The organism is Jejuia pallidilutea (assembly GCF_002973595.1).
Taxonomy (GTDB): Bacteria; Bacteroidota; Bacteroidia; order Flavobacteriales; family Flavobacteriaceae; genus Jejuia; species Jejuia pallidilutea.
The window spans coordinates 212,984-228,836 of sequence record NZ_PVEO01000001.1 but is presented as its reverse complement, the minus strand read 5'-3'; the positions used below and the strand labels follow the sequence as shown (position 1 = coordinate 228,836).

General features: G+C 34.0%; 14 protein-coding genes. 7 read left to right on the top strand and 7 right to left on the bottom strand.

Going from position 1 to position 15,853, the window contains the following annotated elements; translation table 11 throughout:
• Positions 1–150: 150 nt before the first annotated feature.
• Positions 151–885: an FKBP-type peptidyl-prolyl cis-trans isomerase gene (locus CLV33_RS01070; RefSeq protein ID WP_042243177.1), complete on the top strand. Its 735-nt coding sequence runs from the start codon at positions 151–153 to the stop codon at positions 883–885.
• A 110-nt stretch (positions 886–995) separates the two neighbouring features.
• A complete protein-coding gene (era, locus tag CLV33_RS01065; RefSeq protein ID WP_042248025.1) occupies positions 996–1,880 on the top strand; it encodes a GTPase Era in 885 nt (294 codons plus the stop codon).
• A gap of 126 nt (positions 1,881–2,006) precedes the next feature.
• Here the strand turns inward: era and CLV33_RS01060 are convergent, their stop codons facing one another.
• Positions 2,007–2,513 (bottom strand): GTP-binding protein, encoded by a 507-nt coding sequence (locus CLV33_RS01060; RefSeq protein ID WP_042243180.1) that lies wholly within the window; start codon positions 2,511–2,513, stop codon positions 2,007–2,009.
• 122 nt (positions 2,514–2,635) lie between these two features.
• Between CLV33_RS01060 and der the strand changes: the two genes are divergently transcribed.
• The 3 genes from der to CLV33_RS01045 all read left to right on the top strand — a co-directional run bounded on the left by der (position 2,636) and on the right by CLV33_RS01045 (position 7,947).
• Positions 2,636–3,940: a ribosome biogenesis GTPase Der gene (gene der / locus CLV33_RS01055; protein WP_042243182.1), complete on the top strand. Its 1,305-nt coding sequence runs from the start codon at positions 2,636–2,638 to the stop codon at positions 3,938–3,940.
• A gap of 77 nt (positions 3,941–4,017) precedes the next feature.
• Positions 4,018–6,771: an outer membrane beta-barrel protein gene (locus CLV33_RS01050; RefSeq protein WP_105472339.1), complete on the top strand. Its 2,754-nt coding sequence runs from the start codon at positions 4,018–4,020 to the stop codon at positions 6,769–6,771.
• A gap of 171 nt (positions 6,772–6,942) precedes the next feature.
• Positions 6,943–7,947 carry a sugar kinase gene (locus CLV33_RS01045; protein ID WP_042243185.1) on the top strand — a complete coding sequence of 335 codons (1,005 nt, stop codon included), beginning with the start codon at positions 6,943–6,945 and terminating at the stop codon, positions 7,945–7,947.
• Positions 7,948–7,950: 3 nt separating this feature from the next.
• On the opposite strand, the gene CLV33_RS01040 is transcribed toward CLV33_RS01045, so the two are convergent.
• The 6 genes from CLV33_RS01040 to CLV33_RS01015 all read right to left on the bottom strand — a co-directional run bounded on the left by CLV33_RS01040 (position 7,951) and on the right by CLV33_RS01015 (position 11,837).
• On the bottom strand, positions 7,951–8,433 hold the full coding sequence (locus tag CLV33_RS01040; protein WP_105472338.1) for a TPM domain-containing protein: 483 nt from the start codon (positions 8,431–8,433) through the stop codon (positions 7,951–7,953).
• Positions 8,434–8,435: 2 nt separating this feature from the next.
• A complete protein-coding gene (locus CLV33_RS01035) occupies positions 8,436–9,260 on the bottom strand; it encodes a TPM domain-containing protein (protein ID WP_105472337.1) in 825 nt (274 codons plus the stop codon).
• A 105-nt stretch (positions 9,261–9,365) separates the two neighbouring features.
• Complete coding sequence (locus CLV33_RS01030) at positions 9,366–9,803, bottom strand: TPM domain-containing protein (protein ID WP_105472336.1); 438 nt, start codon at positions 9,801–9,803, stop codon at positions 9,366–9,368.
• A gap of 27 nt (positions 9,804–9,830) precedes the next feature.
• Complete coding sequence (locus CLV33_RS01025; protein ID WP_042247074.1) at positions 9,831–10,427, bottom strand: LemA family protein; 597 nt, start codon at positions 10,425–10,427, stop codon at positions 9,831–9,833.
• A 109-nt stretch (positions 10,428–10,536) separates the two neighbouring features.
• Positions 10,537–10,866: a MerR family transcriptional regulator gene (locus CLV33_RS01020; protein ID WP_042249665.1), complete on the bottom strand. Its 330-nt coding sequence runs from the start codon at positions 10,864–10,866 to the stop codon at positions 10,537–10,539.
• Entirely contained in the window at positions 10,866–11,837 is a 972-nt protein-coding gene (locus CLV33_RS01015; protein ID WP_042247076.1) for a M23 family metallopeptidase, read from the bottom strand. The genes CLV33_RS01020 and CLV33_RS01015 overlap by 1 nt, the downstream gene beginning before the upstream one ends.
• 222 nt (positions 11,838–12,059) lie before the next feature.
• Here CLV33_RS01015 and alaS point away from each other — a divergent pair, with 222 nt between their 5' ends.
• The gene (gene alaS / locus CLV33_RS01010; RefSeq protein WP_105472728.1) at positions 12,060–14,672 is read left to right on the top strand and encodes an alanine--tRNA ligase; all 2,613 of its coding nucleotides are present in this window, start codon (positions 12,060–12,062) and stop codon (positions 14,670–14,672) included.
• A gap of 164 nt (positions 14,673–14,836) precedes the next feature.
• On the top strand, positions 14,837–15,781 hold the full coding sequence (locus CLV33_RS01005; RefSeq protein WP_105472335.1) for a GSCFA domain-containing protein: 945 nt from the start codon (positions 14,837–14,839) through the stop codon (positions 15,779–15,781).
• Positions 15,782–15,853: the final 72 nt, after the last annotated feature.

Sequence of the window (15,853 nt, the reverse complement as noted above, 5' to 3'; positions counted from 1 at the left end):
ATTTTAGTAAAAATATGTTTTAAAAACGTATTGGTAAATACAAAGCTGCAACAAAACGTGTAAATATTTATTTTTAAGAGAACGTTAATACACTTTTTTTATGTGTTTAATTTCGTTACTTTTGGCGACAATTAAAAACAAGACAAGACTATGAGATTAATTAAATTAGCAATTTTAGCAATTGTTGTGAGTTTTGCTTCATGCCAAAATAAACCAGGAGCAGTAACGAAAGATGCATTAAAAACCGAAATAGACTCAGTGAGTTATGCCATTGGAATGGATGTTGGTAATAGTGTGCTTTCTAACTTTGAAGACATTAACAACGATTTGTTTATTGCTGGATACTTAAATGTATTAGATTCTAGTGATGTATTGATTGACAAAACAATGGCTCAAGGACTAGTACAATCATACTTTCAGAAGAATCGTGAAAAGATTATGAAAAGACAGCAAGAACGTGCTGCTAAAGAAGCTGAGGAAAAATTTGGTGCTAATAAAGAAGCTGGTGAGAAATTCTTAAAAGAAAATGTGGCTAACGAAGGTGTAATGACCACTGATAGCGGTTTACAATACGTTGTGCTTAAAGAGGGCAATGGTGAAAAACCAACAACTTCTGATAGAGTAAAAGTACACTACCACGGCACATTAATAGACGGAACTGTTTTTGATAGCTCTGTAGATAGAGGCGAGCCAACCGAGTTTGGTGTTACCCAAGTTATTCCAGGATGGACTGAAGGTTTACAGTTAATGAGTGAGGGTGCTAAGTATAAGTTTTTTATTCCTCAAGAATTGGCCTATGGCGCTAATCCTAGACCAGGCGGAGCAATTAAGCCTTTTTCTGCATTAATATTTGAAGTAGAATTATTGGAAATTTTGGATAAATAATATATTTATTTAAACATATATATTGAAACAGGAAGCCTTTGTGCTTCCTGTTTTTTTTATTTATATCAATCTGAAGTTAAATAGATTGTAACTTTGTAAAAAAATTAAAAATGAGTCATAAAGCAGGTTTTGTAAATATTATCGGTAATCCTAATGTGGGCAAGTCTACGTTAATGAATGCTTTTGTAGGTGAAAAACTATCTATTATAACATCAAAAGCACAAACCACAAGGCACAGAATTTTAGGAATAGTAAACGGTGATAATTTTCAGGTAGTATTAAGCGATACTCCAGGAATTATTAAGCCCGCTTATGAATTGCAAGCATCTATGATGGATTTTGTAAAGTCTGCTTTTGAAGATGCCGATATATTGGTTTATATGGTAGAGATAGGCGAACAAAACTTAAAAGATGAGGCTTTTTTTAAAAAGATAACCAATTCTAAAATCCCAGTATTACTTTTATTGAATAAGATAGATACTTCAAACCAAGAGCAATTAGAAAGTCAAGTGCAATTATGGGCCAAAAAAGTGCCCAACGCAGAAATTTTTCCAATTTCAGCTTTAAGGGGGTTTAATGTAAAAGAAGTATTTAATCGTATTCTCGACTTGTTGCCAGAATCGCCACCGTTTTATCCAAAAGATCAATTAACCGATAAACCAGAGCGTTTCTTTATCAATGAAAAAATAAGGGAAAAAATCCTGCTTCATTATAAAAAAGAGATTCCTTACGCGGTAGAAATTGAAACCGAGGAGTTTTTTGAGGAAGAGAGTATTATACGAATACGATCTGTAATTATGGTAGAGCGCGAGACACAAAAAGGGATTATTATTGGTCATAAGGGAAGTGCTTTAAAACGTGTAGGTGTAGAAGCAAGAAAAGATTTAGAGGTGTTCTTTGGTAAGCAAATTCACTTAGAACTATACGTTAAAGTAAATAAAAACTGGCGAAGCAACCAAAATCAACTTAGGCGTTTTGGTTACAACACTAAGTAAAAGCTAATAATTACTTCTTATTTAGTTAACTATTACTTAATCTTTAAAACTAATATTTGTATGTCATAAAATTTAGTTTGGTTGACTTTGAGTTAGTTAGTAAAAAAAAGCTTTGGTTGGTTGTTCTCAATTGGGGCTTTTTTGTTTAAGTACACGTTCCATAACATCGTTAAGTTGCCTCATTTCGTTTTTGCTAGAGTCTCTACCAATTCTACCAGCAAAATATAATGCAAACCATACAATTACCATAAGGCCCATTAAGCAGGTTTGCACAACAAAATCAGATTTCAAACTCCAATTTGTATATGCCCAAACGCCAAAAGCTATAAAGAGAGAGGCTACCAAAAAGTGTAAAAACATAAACATGGTCCATACGGTTGGGTTGGGGCCAAATAACCCGTGCAACAAACTAGTATTAGCATCAACTTCATCAATTTCTAAATGTAATTGAGGCGACCAAAAATGTTGATCCTTTTTAGGAAACTTTATAAAAACATGATTGTCAATTCTGGTAATACTAAAATCACTTTGCGAACCTTTTAAATCCTCAAAGCGCTTTAAAACCGTTTCATTAGCTTCATTTAAATTAATTTTAAATCGGGGTCTTAAGGCAATATCGTTTTTGGCGGACATAATCTCTACATTTACTTATGTAAAGTACTATTTTTTATTCAATATTAAATTTTTCAACTCATTTTCTCTTAAAAACAAAAAGTAAAGTAGAGTTCATTACCTTTGCAAACAATTTAATAATTATGAGTAATATAGTTGCTATTGTAGGAAGACCAAATGTTGGTAAGTCAACGTTTTTCAATCGCTTAATCCAGAAACGCGAGGCTATTGTTGATGCCGTTAGCGGTGTAACTAGAGACAGGCATTATGGAAAAACAGACTGGAATGGAAGGGAGTTTTCTCTAATTGATACTGGTGGTTATGTTAAGGGTAGCGATGATATATTTGAAGCAGAAATTGATAAACAAGTAGAGTTGGCGATAGATGAGGCCGATGCTATTATTTTTATGGTAGATGTTGAAACCGGCGTTACAGGAATGGATGAGGATGTGGCTAAGTTGTTGCGCAAGGTAAAAAAACCAGTTTTTTTAGTTGTAAATAAAGTAGATAATGGCAAACGTGCGGAAGATGCAGTAGAGTTTTACGCTTTAGGATTGGGCGATTATTATACAGTAGCCAGTATTAACGGCAGCGGAACAGGAGAACTACTAGATGCTTTAGTTAAGGCACTTCCAGAAAAAGAAAAAGTAGAAGAAGAAGATTTGCCTCGTTTTGCTGTTGTAGGTAGGCCTAATGCAGGAAAATCATCATTTATAAATGCATTAATAGGGCAAGATAGATATATTGTAACCGATATTGCTGGAACTACACGCGATTCTATAGATACTAAGTATAACCGATTTGGGTTTGAATTTAATTTAGTAGACACTGCCGGAATACGACGAAAATCTAAAGTAAAAGAAGATTTAGAGTTTTATTCTGTAATGCGAAGTGTACGTGCCATAGAGCATTGCGATGTGTGTTTGCTAGTTCTAGATGCTAATAGAGGTTTTGATGGGCAAGTACAAAATATTTTTTGGCTGGCTGAACGTAACCGTAAAGGTATTGTGGTTTTAGTTAACAAATGGGACTTAGTAGAGAAAGATCATAAGTCTGTTAAGGAATACGAAAAAGCCATAAGAAAGCAAATGGAACCATTTACCGACGTGCCTATTGTATTTATCTCAGCTTTAACCAAACAACGTATTTTTAAAGCTATAGAAACAGCTGTAGAGGTGTATAAAAACCGTTCTAAAAAAATAAAAACCAGTAAGCTAAACGAGGTACTACTGCCTATAATAGAGCATTATCCACCGCCAGCGTATAAAGGTAAATTTGTAAAAATTAAATACATTATGCAATTACCAACGCCACAACCACAATTTGCATTTTTTTGTAATTTACCACAATATGTTAAAGAGCCCTACAAGCGTTATCTAGAAAATAAACTTCGAGAGCATTTTGGCTTTAATGGCGTGCCTATTAGTGTTTACATGCGTAAAAAGTAAAAAACTTTAAGTATAATTTAAGAATAGTTTAAGCATTACTTAATTATATTCGTTTACTTATTTCATTTGTGCCCACTATGAAAAAAGTAACTATAGTTTTTATATTTTTTTTTACATCATTTTTATCTTCACAAACAAATTCTTTTAACATTTCAGGAACCTTAGTTGCTGAAGACGGAAATTTTCCTTTAGAATCTGCTACGGTATACCTTCAACGGGTTATTGATAGTACACTAATTACCTATACCATTTCTGATAGGAACGGTGAATTCACTCTAGAAAATAAAACAACAGATAAAAAAGCGAACCTTTATATTTCTTATGTAGGCTATCAAACCTATTCTAAAGTTATTAATTTAGATAAGGAGTTTACAGACTTGGGCAAAATAAAAATGCAAATAAATACAGAGGCCTTAGATGAAATAGTTATAAAATCTACAGCACCAATTACCATAAAAAGAGATACGTTAGAATTTAATGTAAAATCTTTTAAAACGAGAAAAGATGCAAACGTAGAAGACCTACTTAAGGAACTCCCGGGAGTAGAAGTAGATGAAGAAGGAAATATACAAGTTAATGGAAAGCCTGTTAATAGAATATTTGTTAACGGTAAACCATTTTTTGGAGACGACCCAACTATAACAACACGTAGCTTAACAAAAGATATCGTTGAAAAAATACAAATTTTAGACACTAAAACTAAAGATCAGGCTTTTACAGGAGAGGAAGTAGATGGCGAAAACAAAACGGTAAACTTAGTTATTAAAGAAGAAAATAATAAAGGCGTTTTTGGAAGAGTAGCTGCTGGTGCTGGAACAGATAACCATTACGAATACGCAGGAATGTTTAATTATTTTGATAACGACCGCCGCATTAGCTTTTTAGCAGGGGGAAACGATATTAATTCTCCCGGATTTAGTTTTGGCGAAATACGCCAAATGTTTGGCGGTGGCAATAACATTAGGTTAGGTAGCGGTCAGGGGCTTATAGAGTCTCAAAACTTCGGAACAAATTATGCCGATAAATATGGCGAAAAGGTAGATGTATCAGCAAATTATTTCTATTCTGGTAGTAATTCGGAAAATAAAAATATAAGTAATAGAGAAAATATTTTAGCAGATTCTAGGTTTTTTACAACCTCTACCTCAAATTCTTTTAACGATAGCGATTCTCATAATGCAAATTTTGAAATTGATATAAAAATAGACTCTACTTTGCTCATCAATATAGAACCGTCTTTTAGGTATTCAAAAAGTAACACGCAGTTTTCAGAAGACGAAACATCGTCAGATGAATTTAATGCGCTACTAAACCAGTCTACACTTACTTCCAACGTAGAAACTTTTGGAAAAAACTTTAGTAATGAAATTGATGTTACCAAACGATTTGGGTCTAATGGCGCCTTTTTAAGGCTTAGTCTAGATAATGAAATAAACGTTAGAGAACGCGATGATTTTTTAAACTCTGAAACTAATATTTTTGGTGAAAATCCTGAAGATGTTTTAAGAAATCAATATACAGACGGTGAAAACAAAGTAGATAATTTAAGCTCTAGATTAACGTATAGATTACCACTAATAGGAAAAGAATTTTTTGTTGAATTTCAATATCGGTACGATTTTAATAAGCAAGAAGACAAAAAAAGTACTTTTGATTTAGATACCGATACACAAGAGTATTCAAATTTCAATATAGATTTAAGTACAGATTTTGAATATATTAACGAGGCAAATACACCCTCTGTAGAATTTGAATACAGAAAGAAAGATTGGTCGGCAAGTATGGAAGCCTCCTATGTTTTTAGGACTCTGGAAAATAAGGATATGTTAAGGCCAGAATTTACCATACAGCGAGATTTTGAAGCTGTTGAATTAAGGTCTAGATTTCGTTACAGGTTTAGTCCGCAATCGTCGCTAAGGGTGGGGTATAATTTAAATAATAACCCTCCAAGATTATCGCAACTACAAGCTTTTAGAGATGTGTCTAACCCATTAAACACAGTTGTTGGAAACCCTAACTTAGAACCAGAAAATAACCACCGTGTGTATGCGCGTTACAATAATTTTAATTTTCAAAAAGGGTTTGGGTTTTATGGTTTTTTTAGAGCCACTATTGATAATAACACAGTAGTTAGAAAAACTGTAATAGACGAAAATTTAGTTAGGGAAACCACTTTTGCCAATGTTAATGGTAATTACGATGTAAACGGATACGTATCGGTAAGTAAAAAAGTAAAAATAGACAGTTTAAGAACATTGAACTTTGATGTTGGAATTGGCCCAAATATTAGAAGAACAATAAACTTTAATAACGATGTGCAGTACGCCAGTAATAATACGTCGTTATCTCCTCGATTAGGAATGCGGTTTATTTGGAAAGATGTATTAGAATTTAATCCAAGGTATAGGCTGTCGTATACCCAAAACACATTTGATATTGAAAATTTTGATGACCAAGAATTTATAAGCCATTCCTTAAATTTAAACTCAGCTACTTTTTTGCCAAAAGGGTTTGAATGGCGAAATGATGTTAGTTTTAATTATAACCCCAATGTCGCAGACGGTTTTCAAAAAAGTGCTTGGTTTTGGAATGCCACTTTAGCATACTCTGTACTTAAAAACAAAGGAACAGTTACGCTTAAAGCTTACGATTTGTTGAATCAGAACACTAATGCAAGAAGAATAGCTACCCAAAACTATATTGAAGATGTAGAAAGCACAGTATTACAGCAATATTTTATGTTAAGCTTTAGTTGGAAATTTAACAGTCTTGGTAGTGCAGCAGAAGATTTTGAAGATGGCGGAAGAAGGCAGCGGTACCGTCGGGGTTAGGATTTTAAACAATTTTTTGCTTCTTCACTTAAATTTTTTTAAAGCTATTGTTTACTTGTTTTTTTAAGCAGTATTCAAGTCTAAACAGGGTTTTGTAGCAATATGTTTTTTTAAATCACAGTTTAATTATCAGTATAATTACTTATTTTTGGGCAAACAAAAACGCTTATAATGGGTCAAATAATAACTTTTGGTGAGGTTCTAATGAGAATATCACCTCGAGGAAACAGAAAATTTATTCAGTCTAATACCGTAGAGTTTTATTTTGGAGGCACAGAAGTAAACGTTGGTCTTTCTATTGCACATTTTGGTGGTAATGTAAAGCACATAACCTGTATTTCAGATGATTTTATTGGAGACACCGCTATTTCTTACTTAAATAAATTCGATTTAGATACCACGGCTATAATTAGAACGAACAGACCATTAGGTGTTTATTTTTTAGAAGTAGGTGCTGTAATGCGCCCAAGTTCAATATCATACAACAGATCGCATTCTGCTTTTTCTGAAATTAAGCCACATATGGTAGATTGGGAGAAATCGTTAGCAAACGGTAATTGGTTTCACTGGACGGGAATAACACCTGCTTTAACCCAAGGAAGCTTCGATACCTTAAAAGAAGGTTTAAAGTTAGCTAAGGAAAAAGGCATGCAGGTTTCGGCAGACCCAACCTACAGGAGCGGATTATGGCAATATGGTGTTAACTCTAGGGAAGCACTAACTGAACTATTGCATTGCTCAACCATATTTATTGGTGGTATAAACGAAATGAACGAAGTGTTAGGTACAAATTTTGGATACACTAACGATGAGTTTATTGAGGCGAGCAAAATGTTAATAGAAAAATTTCCTTCTATTGTAAAGGTTTTTGATAAAATAAGAACATCTATTAATGCATCATGGCATAAAATTCGTGCTAGAATGTGGAATGGAGAAGATTTTAGGGAAACCGAAGATTTTGATATTACGCATATTGTAGACAGAATAGGAACAGGAGATGCATTTGCTGCTGGTTTAATTTATGGTTTACAATACTATGATGATTATAAATCTATGCAATTTGCTAGTGCAGCTTGTGCTTTAAAACATACTTACGTAGGTGATGTTAATTATGCTACTATTGAAGAAGTTACAAGAATTTTAGATGGTAACGTTTCTGGACGTTTTAACAGGTAGTTTTTAGTGCCATTTGGTAATTAAGGAATCTAAACCAGTATTAATACCCATAAAATATTCACCATTTTTAAAATGTGGAATTATTGTGCTGTCAATAACTCTTTTGCATTTGTAATCTGTTATTGTTTTTTCAGTACTGTAACCAGTAGTAATAGCTATATCTCGGTTGTATTTAGAAATTAAAATTAATAGTCCGTTATCTTTTTCTTTTTTACCAACGCTCAATTTCTCTGCTAGAGTTGTTGCATAATAATGTGCTGAAACTTTTTTAGGAAGCGAGTCTATAGTATAAACACAAATTTCGTTGGTAGATGCAATTTCGTAGTCAATAATTTTCTTAGAAAGAGCATCTTTTTCCATATCAGAAAACAAATGAGCATAATCTTGCACTACAGCATTGTTTTTTAATACCTCTGTATTAGTTTTTGTTTTGCAAGAAGTTAAAACAAAAATTAAAATGGTTATATAGAATCGTATTAATTGCATAGTTACCAACCTCCAGAAGCACCACCGCCGCCAAAGCCGCCACCGCCAAAGCCACCGCCAAAGCCACCGCCTCCTCCAGATGACCAGCCTCCGCCGCCAGAGCTACCACCCCAGCCGCTAGAACCTCTACGATAACTACCACGCCCCATGTTACTTAAAATTATGGCTTCTAATAAATCTCGTCCATCAACACCACCTGTTCTTCCTCCGCTTCCTCCGCCACCGCGTCTGTTTTTAGAAACAGAAATTAATATGATGATGAAAATGAATAACAACATGAATATTAGCCCAACAGGAAAACCGCCACCACCTGAAGATTGTCTTGTGCCTTTATATTCGCCATTCATCACTTCAAAAATGGCATCGGCACCTCTGTTTAGTCCGCCGTAATAATCATTTTGTTTAAAATAAGGAATAATGTCGCGCTCTATAATGCGTTTAGACATAGCGTCTGTTAGTAAATGTTCTACACCATAACCAGTATTTATGGCAATACGTCTGTCGTCTCTAGCAAGTAGAATAAGTATACCATTATCGTTTTCCTTACTACCGCCAATGCCCCATTTATGGCCCCATTGTGCGCCTAAATATTTTATTTCTTCGCCTTTAGTAGAAGCAATTATGGCTATAACAATCTGGGTAGAAGTTGTGTCGGAATATTTGATGAGCTTTTGTTCTAAACTACTTTTCTGTGAGGGTGTCAATAACTTATAATAATCGTAAACACTAGTTTGAAAATCTGGTTTCTCAGGAATATCATACTGAGCATAAGAAAAACTAAAAGAAAACAGTGTAAGAAGTAATGTAAAAAGAATTTTATTTTTCATTTTAAACTGCGACTGCGACTGCGACTGCGACTGCGACTGCGACTGCGACTGCTGACTGAGTACTGAATACTGAACACTGTCTACTGAATACTGCATACTAAACCTTTATCCTTTAGAAATTTCGTTAGTTAATTCGTTGGTGTCATCATCGCTATACGGAAAGTGCTTTTTTAACTGTTCTCCGGCTTTTAAAATTCCTTCTACTAAGCCCTGTTTAAAATTGCCTTTTTTAAAATGAGTTTGCATCACATCTTTGGTACTGTTCCAAAAATTACTTTCAATAACATCATTTATACCTTTGTCGCCATAAATTACAAAGTTTCTGTCTTCAATAGCAACGTAAATTAATACGGCATTTTGAAGTTTTGTATTGTCCATTTTTAGCATATGAAATACCTCCAAAGCCCGATGGGTTGCATCGCCTTTGGAAGTTTTTTCTATATGTACACGAATTTCACCAGAAGTATTTAATTCTGCTTGTAGTATTGCTTCAACAATATCTTGTTCTTCGTTTGCAGTAAGAAATGCTTCAATTTTGGACATAGGTTAAGGTTTTTCTTTAAACGACTATTATTTAAAATCGAAATCTACATCTGGAGCATTTTCGGCACCAGCTTCAGATTTAAAATAGCTCATATCATCAAAATTTAAAATGCCTGCAAGTAAAGTATTTGGAAACGTTTTTATGTGTTTGTTGTAAGGTTCAACAGCTTCGTTAAACCTATCTCTTGCTACATTTATCCTGTTTTCAGTACCTTCCAATTGTGCCTGTAGTTCTAAGAAGTTCTGGTTTGCTTTTAGTTCTGGATAGCGTTCTACGGTAACCAATAAACTTTTTAATGCACCAGATAATCCACTTTGTACTTCGCTAAATTTAGCAATTTGTTCTGGTGTTAAGTTTGAAGGGTCAATATTCATAGATGTGGCTTTAGCTCTAGCTTCAATAACATCCTTTAGTGTGCCTCTCTCAAAATCGGCAGCACCTTGAACTGTTTTTACCAAGTTGCCAATTAAATCGTTTCTACGTTGGTAGCTGCTTTCTACATTAGCCCAAGTTTTAGTGGCTTCTTCTTTTAAGTTTACAGCGGTGTTGTTAAAGTTCTTTCCCCAAGAATAAAGTCCAATGACTATAATTCCAATAATAATCCATGGCAAAAATTTCTTCATGATAATAGTTTTGTTTAATGTTAGTGATATTGGTTAGACTCAAAATTGACACAAAAGTTACGTATTTCTTGTGTATTTTTTTTGAAAATTTAAAAAGTAACTTAATGTATTAAAGGTGTTCTTTAATTTTAATTAATTGGCTTTTAATATCTTCTAATTTACTGATGATTTCAAAATTGCTAAGTGCCGCCTTTTTTTCTTCTTTTAAATGAATTTTTGCACCTTCCAAGGTAAAACCCCGCTCTTTTACCAAATGGTAGATAAACTTTAAGTTTTTAATATCTTCTGGGGTAAATTTACGATTGCCTTTGGCGTTTTTCTTTGGTTTTAGAATATCAAACTCCTTTTCCCAAAAGCGTATTAAGGAGGTATTCACCCCAAATGCTTTGGCAACTTCGCCAATACCATAATATCGTTTTTCGGGCAAATCTATATGCATTAATCTAGAGATTGATTTTCTAAAGAAGCGTGCTCTAGTAATTTACTAAATTCTTCAGCAGTTAAACTTCCGTAGTAAAAGTTAATGGGGTTAATACGGTTACCGTCCTTAAATATTTCGTAATGCAGGTGTGGCGCCTCAGAGCGTCCTGTACTACCCACAAAACCTATAAGATCGCCTCGTTTTACTTTTTGGTTTTTCCTTACGTTATATTTATAAAGGTGGGCATATAAACTGGTGTAGCCAAAACCATGGTCTATTCTAATGTGTTTGCCATAGCCGCTAGAACCAGAATCTGCACGTACCACAACACCATCGCCGGTAGCGTATATTGGTGTACCTCTTGGAGCAGTAAAATCCATGCCCCAATGCATTTTTCGTGCTTTGGTAAAAGGGTCAGAACGCATACCATAACCAGATGCCATACGTGTTAAATCTTCGTTACTTACAGGCTGTATTGCAGGAATAGCAGCTAATAGTTTTTCTTTTTCTTCAGCTAAAAGGGCTATTTCGTCAAGCGATTTAGACTGTACCACAATTTGTTTTTGCAACTTGTCTAGGCGTTTACTGGTAGAAACAATAAGTGATGAGTTATCGTAACCTTCTAAATCTTTATAACGGTTAATACCACCAAAACCTGCGCGTCTTTGTTCTTCTGGAATAGGGTTGGCTTCAAAATAAACACGGTAAATATTATTGTCTCGGTCTTCAATATTAGCTAAAACAGCTTCGGCTTCACTCATTTTTTTATTGAGTAAATCAAATTGTAATTGCATATTGGTGAGTTCTCTTTTAAGCGCTTTTTCTTTAGGAGATTCAAAATAATGACCGGCAATAAAAACAAATAAAAATGCAAAAAGTGCAGAGGCGAGCAAGAATACCATAATATACTTAAACGTATTGCGTTTTTTTCGCTCTATTTTCCTATAGGAAAGCGATTCTGGATCGTAATAATATTTTACCTTACTCATTATCTAAATTATACTATTTTTGCAGCGAATTAAACACATTAATAACATGTTAAATTTATAGCTTAGTAACCAAACCAATAATAAAATTATCCTAATATACATACGATAACTAGCGTATTTAGGTTCACTATCATCTTTATTTTTAAACAGATGCCAGTGAGTAAAGATAAAAATAGTTTTTATAAATACTATAATTTAACTTGTAATAGCATAATTACATCCATGAAATCTCAAGACGTAAGATCTAAATTTTTAAGTTTTTTTGAAGACAAAAAACATAGTATTGTGCCATCTGCTCCAATGGTCTTAAAGGACGACCCAACCCTAATGTTTGTAAATGCAGGAATGGTACCCTTTAAGGAGTATTTTTTAGGAAACTCTGAACCAAAACATACCAGAATTACCGATACGCAAAAGTGTTTGCGCGTTTCTGGAAAACATAACGATTTAGAAGAGGTTGGCTACGACACTTACCACCACACCTTATTCGAGATGCTGGGAAACTGGAGTTTTGGCGATTATTTTAAAAAAGAAGCCATAGCTTGGGCATGGGAATTATTAACCGAGGTTTACGGCATAGATAAGGATGTTCTTTACGTAACGGTATTTGAAGGTAGTGAAGACGATGGATTGGAAATGGATACCGAGGCCTACGATTTATGGAAGCAACATATTTCTGAAGACCGTATTTTGAAAGGCAATAAAAAGGATAATTTTTGGGAAATGGGAGACCAAGGCCCATGTGGCCCATGTAGCGAAATACATGTAGATATTAGATCTGCCGAAGAAAAAGCTAAAATATCTGGGAAGGATTTGGTAAATAAAGACCACCCACAAGTTGTGGAAATTTGGAATTTGGTATTTATACAATACAACCGAAAAGCCAATGGTTCACTAGAAACCTTACCAAACAAACATATAGATACGGGTATGGGCTTTGAGCGCCTTTGTATGGTGTTACAAGGGGTACAATCTAATTACGATACCGATGTGTTTACGCCAATTATTCGCGAAATTGAAACCATTAGCAACAAAACATATGGTAACACTAACAAGGTAGATGTTGCAATTCGTGTTATTGCAGATCATGTTCGTGCTGTGGCATTTTCTATTGCAGACGGGCAATTACCAAGCAATACGGGCGCAGGCTACGTTATTCGTAGAATTTTACGTCGTGCTGTACGCTACGGTTTTACATTTTTAGATAAAAAAGAACCCTTTATTTACAGATTGGTAGACGTGTTGAGTAAGCGTATGGGAGATGCATTTCCAGAAATAAAATCTCAAAAACAGTTAATTGAAAACGTAATTAAAGAAGAAGAGCAATCGTTCTTAAGGACTTTAGATCAAGGATTGATACTTTTAAACCGAATTGTAGAAGAAACAAAAAATAGCACCGTATCTGGAGAAAAAGCGTTTGAATTGTACGATACTTACGGTTTTCCTATAGATTTAACAGCTTTAATTCTTTCTGAAAGAGGTTTGAAGTTAGATGAAAAAGGATTTGAAAAAGAATTACAAAAGCAAAAAGACCGTTCTAGAGCTGCTAGTGAAATGCTAACAGACGATTGGACGATTTTAATTGATGATGCTGAAGAAGAATTTGTGGGATATGATACTTTAGAGGCCAACGTAAAACTAACGCGATACAGAAAGGTAACCTCTAAAAAAGAAGGAGATATGTATCAATTGGTGTTTAACTTAACACCTTTTTATCCTGAAGGTGGCGGACAAGTTGGTGATAAGGGCTATTTAGAAGATGTTCGTGGAGATGTAGTTTATATTTTAGATACCAAAAAGGAAAATAACGTTATTATTCATTTCGCAAAAAACTTACCAAAGCATATAAACGAACCTTTTAAGGCAGTAGTTAGCGATGAGCACAGAAATTTATCGGCTAGCAACCATACCGCTACACATTTGTTACATCAAGCTTTAAGAACCATTTTAGGCGATCATGTAGAGCAAAAAGGGTCTTTGGTAAAACCCAATGCACTGCGTTTTGATTTTTCTCATTTTGCTAAGGTAAGTCCAGAGCAACTTCAGGAAATTGAAGATTTTGTAAACGCTAGGATAGAGGGGAAACTCCCATTACAAGAAAACAGAAATGTGCCTATGGAACAAGCTTTGGAAGAAGGCGCTATGGCATTATTTGGTGAAAAATATGGCGACACAGTACGTACCGTACGTTTTGGAAAATCTATTGAGCTTTGTGGTGGTATTCATGTAAACAATACGTCAGATATTTGGTATTTTAAAATTATTTCTGAAAGTGCTGTTGCCGCAGGAATTCGTCGTATAGAAGCTATTACAAATAAAGCGGTTAGGGACTTTTATTCAGAAAATAATCGGGTATATTCAAAAATGAAAGCATTGCTTAATAATGCTAAAGAACCTGCAAAAGCGCTTAAAAATTTACAGGACGAAAACGCCGAATTAAAAAAACAAATAGAGGGCTTGTTAAAGGATAAAGCAGGAACTATTAAAAACGAACTTAAACAAGAACTTAACGATATTAATGGGATTAAATTTTTAGCAAAAAAATTAGACTTGGATGCAGGTGGTTTAAAAGATGTAGCTTTTGAGTTAGGAAGCCAGTTTAAAAATTTATTTTTACTATTAGCCACAGAGCAAAACGGTAAAGCATTGTTGTCTTGTTATATCTCTAAAGAACTTGTTGCCAGCAAAGATTTAAATGCTGGACAAGTGGTGAGAGAACTTGGTAAACACATCCAAGGTGGAGGTGGCGGCCAGCCTTTCTTTGCAACTGCCGGAGGTAAGAATCCGAGTGGGATTAGTGACGCTTTAGAAGCTGCTAAAGAATTTGTGAAATAAACTATTTCATGCCCAGTATTTTATGAAATGTTCTTATTTCACATTTGTAGAACTTGATAAGTTTAAGTTTTAACAGTGTAATTGTCTTATTTTTTGCCATAATTTAGAACTTTAAAAAAGTTAGACTAAAAAAGATTTAGAACGTTACATCAAAAATTCTTTTAATGAACCTTCAAACCAAAATATCACTATCAAAACGGGCTGATAATCTAATAAATTACAAGTCTAATATTTTGCTTTTAGGTTCGTGCTTCTCAGAAAATATTGGTGACAAACTAAATTATTTTAAGTTTCAAAACCTTCAAAATCCGTTTGGTATTTTATTTCACCCTAAGGCTATAGAAACCTTTATACAAAACGCTGCCAGTGATAATATGTATACTGAAAGCGATATTTTTTATCATAATGAACAATGGCATTGTTTTGATGCGCATTCCAAATTGAGCAACGTTTCAAAAGTAGAATTGCTAGAAACATTAAATTCAAAAGTAAAACTTACAAAAGCGGCAATTAAGACTTCAACCCATGTTATTATCACTTTAGGAACAGCCTGGGTTTATCATTATTTAAAACGTAATACTGTTGTTGCTAACTGTCATAAAGTTTCCCAAAAGGAATTTAAAAAGGAGCTTTTGTCTGTTGAAGATATTTCAACATCGTTAAAAACTACAGTAAGCCTAATTCAAAAATTAAATTCTGAAGCAAGGGTGATTTTTACGGTTTCCCCTGTGCGCCACTTAAAAGATGGTTTTGTGGAAAACACACAAAGTAAGGCGCATTTAATAACAGCTATCCATCAAATAATACATCATTCGTCATTTTATTTTCCATCCTATGAAATTATGATGGATGAATTAAGAGATTATCGGTTTTATGCTGAGGATATGGTTCATCCCAATAAGTTGGCAATAGATTGCATATGGCAGCAGTTTAAATTTGTTTGGATATGTAGTACAGCTTATAAAATTATGGATGAGGTTGATAGCATTCAAAAAGGGCTTCACCATAAACCGTTCAATCCAAATTCTGAGGCGCACCAAAGTTTTCTTAAAAAAATTGAGGCTAGAAAAAAGGCCCTTAAATTACAGTTTCCCCATATGGTATTCTAAATATACGTAATTCATCGTATTGATTACAGTATTCTATTGTTGCAGATTTGTGATGCTATAAATCATAAACAA

Coding starts and splice junctions, on each gene's coding strand:
- CLV33_RS01040 (WP_105472338.1), bottom strand. CDS start 8,433: ATGCAATTAATACGATTCTATATAACCATTTTAATTTTTGTTTTAACT.
- alaS (WP_105472728.1), top strand. CDS start 12,060: ATGAAATCTCAAGACGTAAGATCTAAATTTTTAAGTTTTTTTGAAGAC.
- CLV33_RS01020 (WP_042249665.1), bottom strand. CDS start 10,866: ATGCATATAGATTTGCCCGAAAAACGATATTATGGTATTGGCGAAGTT.
- CLV33_RS01030 (WP_105472336.1), bottom strand. CDS start 9,803: ATGTCCAAAATTGAAGCATTTCTTACTGCAAACGAAGAACAAGATATT.
- CLV33_RS01060 (WP_042243180.1), bottom strand. CDS start 2,513: ATGTCCGCCAAAAACGATATTGCCTTAAGACCCCGATTTAAAATTAAT.
- CLV33_RS01025 (WP_042247074.1), bottom strand. CDS start 10,427: ATGAAGAAATTTTTGCCATGGATTATTATTGGAATTATAGTCATTGGA.
- CLV33_RS01070 (WP_042243177.1), top strand. CDS start 151: ATGAGATTAATTAAATTAGCAATTTTAGCAATTGTTGTGAGTTTTGCT.
- CLV33_RS01045 (WP_042243185.1), top strand. CDS start 6,943: ATGGGTCAAATAATAACTTTTGGTGAGGTTCTAATGAGAATATCACCT.
- CLV33_RS01015 (WP_042247076.1), bottom strand. CDS start 11,837: ATGAGTAAGGTAAAATATTATTACGATCCAGAATCGCTTTCCTATAGG.
- der (WP_042243182.1), top strand. CDS start 2,636: ATGAGTAATATAGTTGCTATTGTAGGAAGACCAAATGTTGGTAAGTCA.
- CLV33_RS01005 (WP_105472335.1), top strand. CDS start 14,837: ATGAACCTTCAAACCAAAATATCACTATCAAAACGGGCTGATAATCTA.
- CLV33_RS01050 (WP_105472339.1), top strand. CDS start 4,018: ATGAAAAAAGTAACTATAGTTTTTATATTTTTTTTTACATCATTTTTA.
- era (WP_042248025.1), top strand. CDS start 996: ATGAGTCATAAAGCAGGTTTTGTAAATATTATCGGTAATCCTAATGTG.
- CLV33_RS01035 (WP_105472337.1), bottom strand. CDS start 9,260: ATGAAAAATAAAATTCTTTTTACATTACTTCTTACACTGTTTTCTTTT.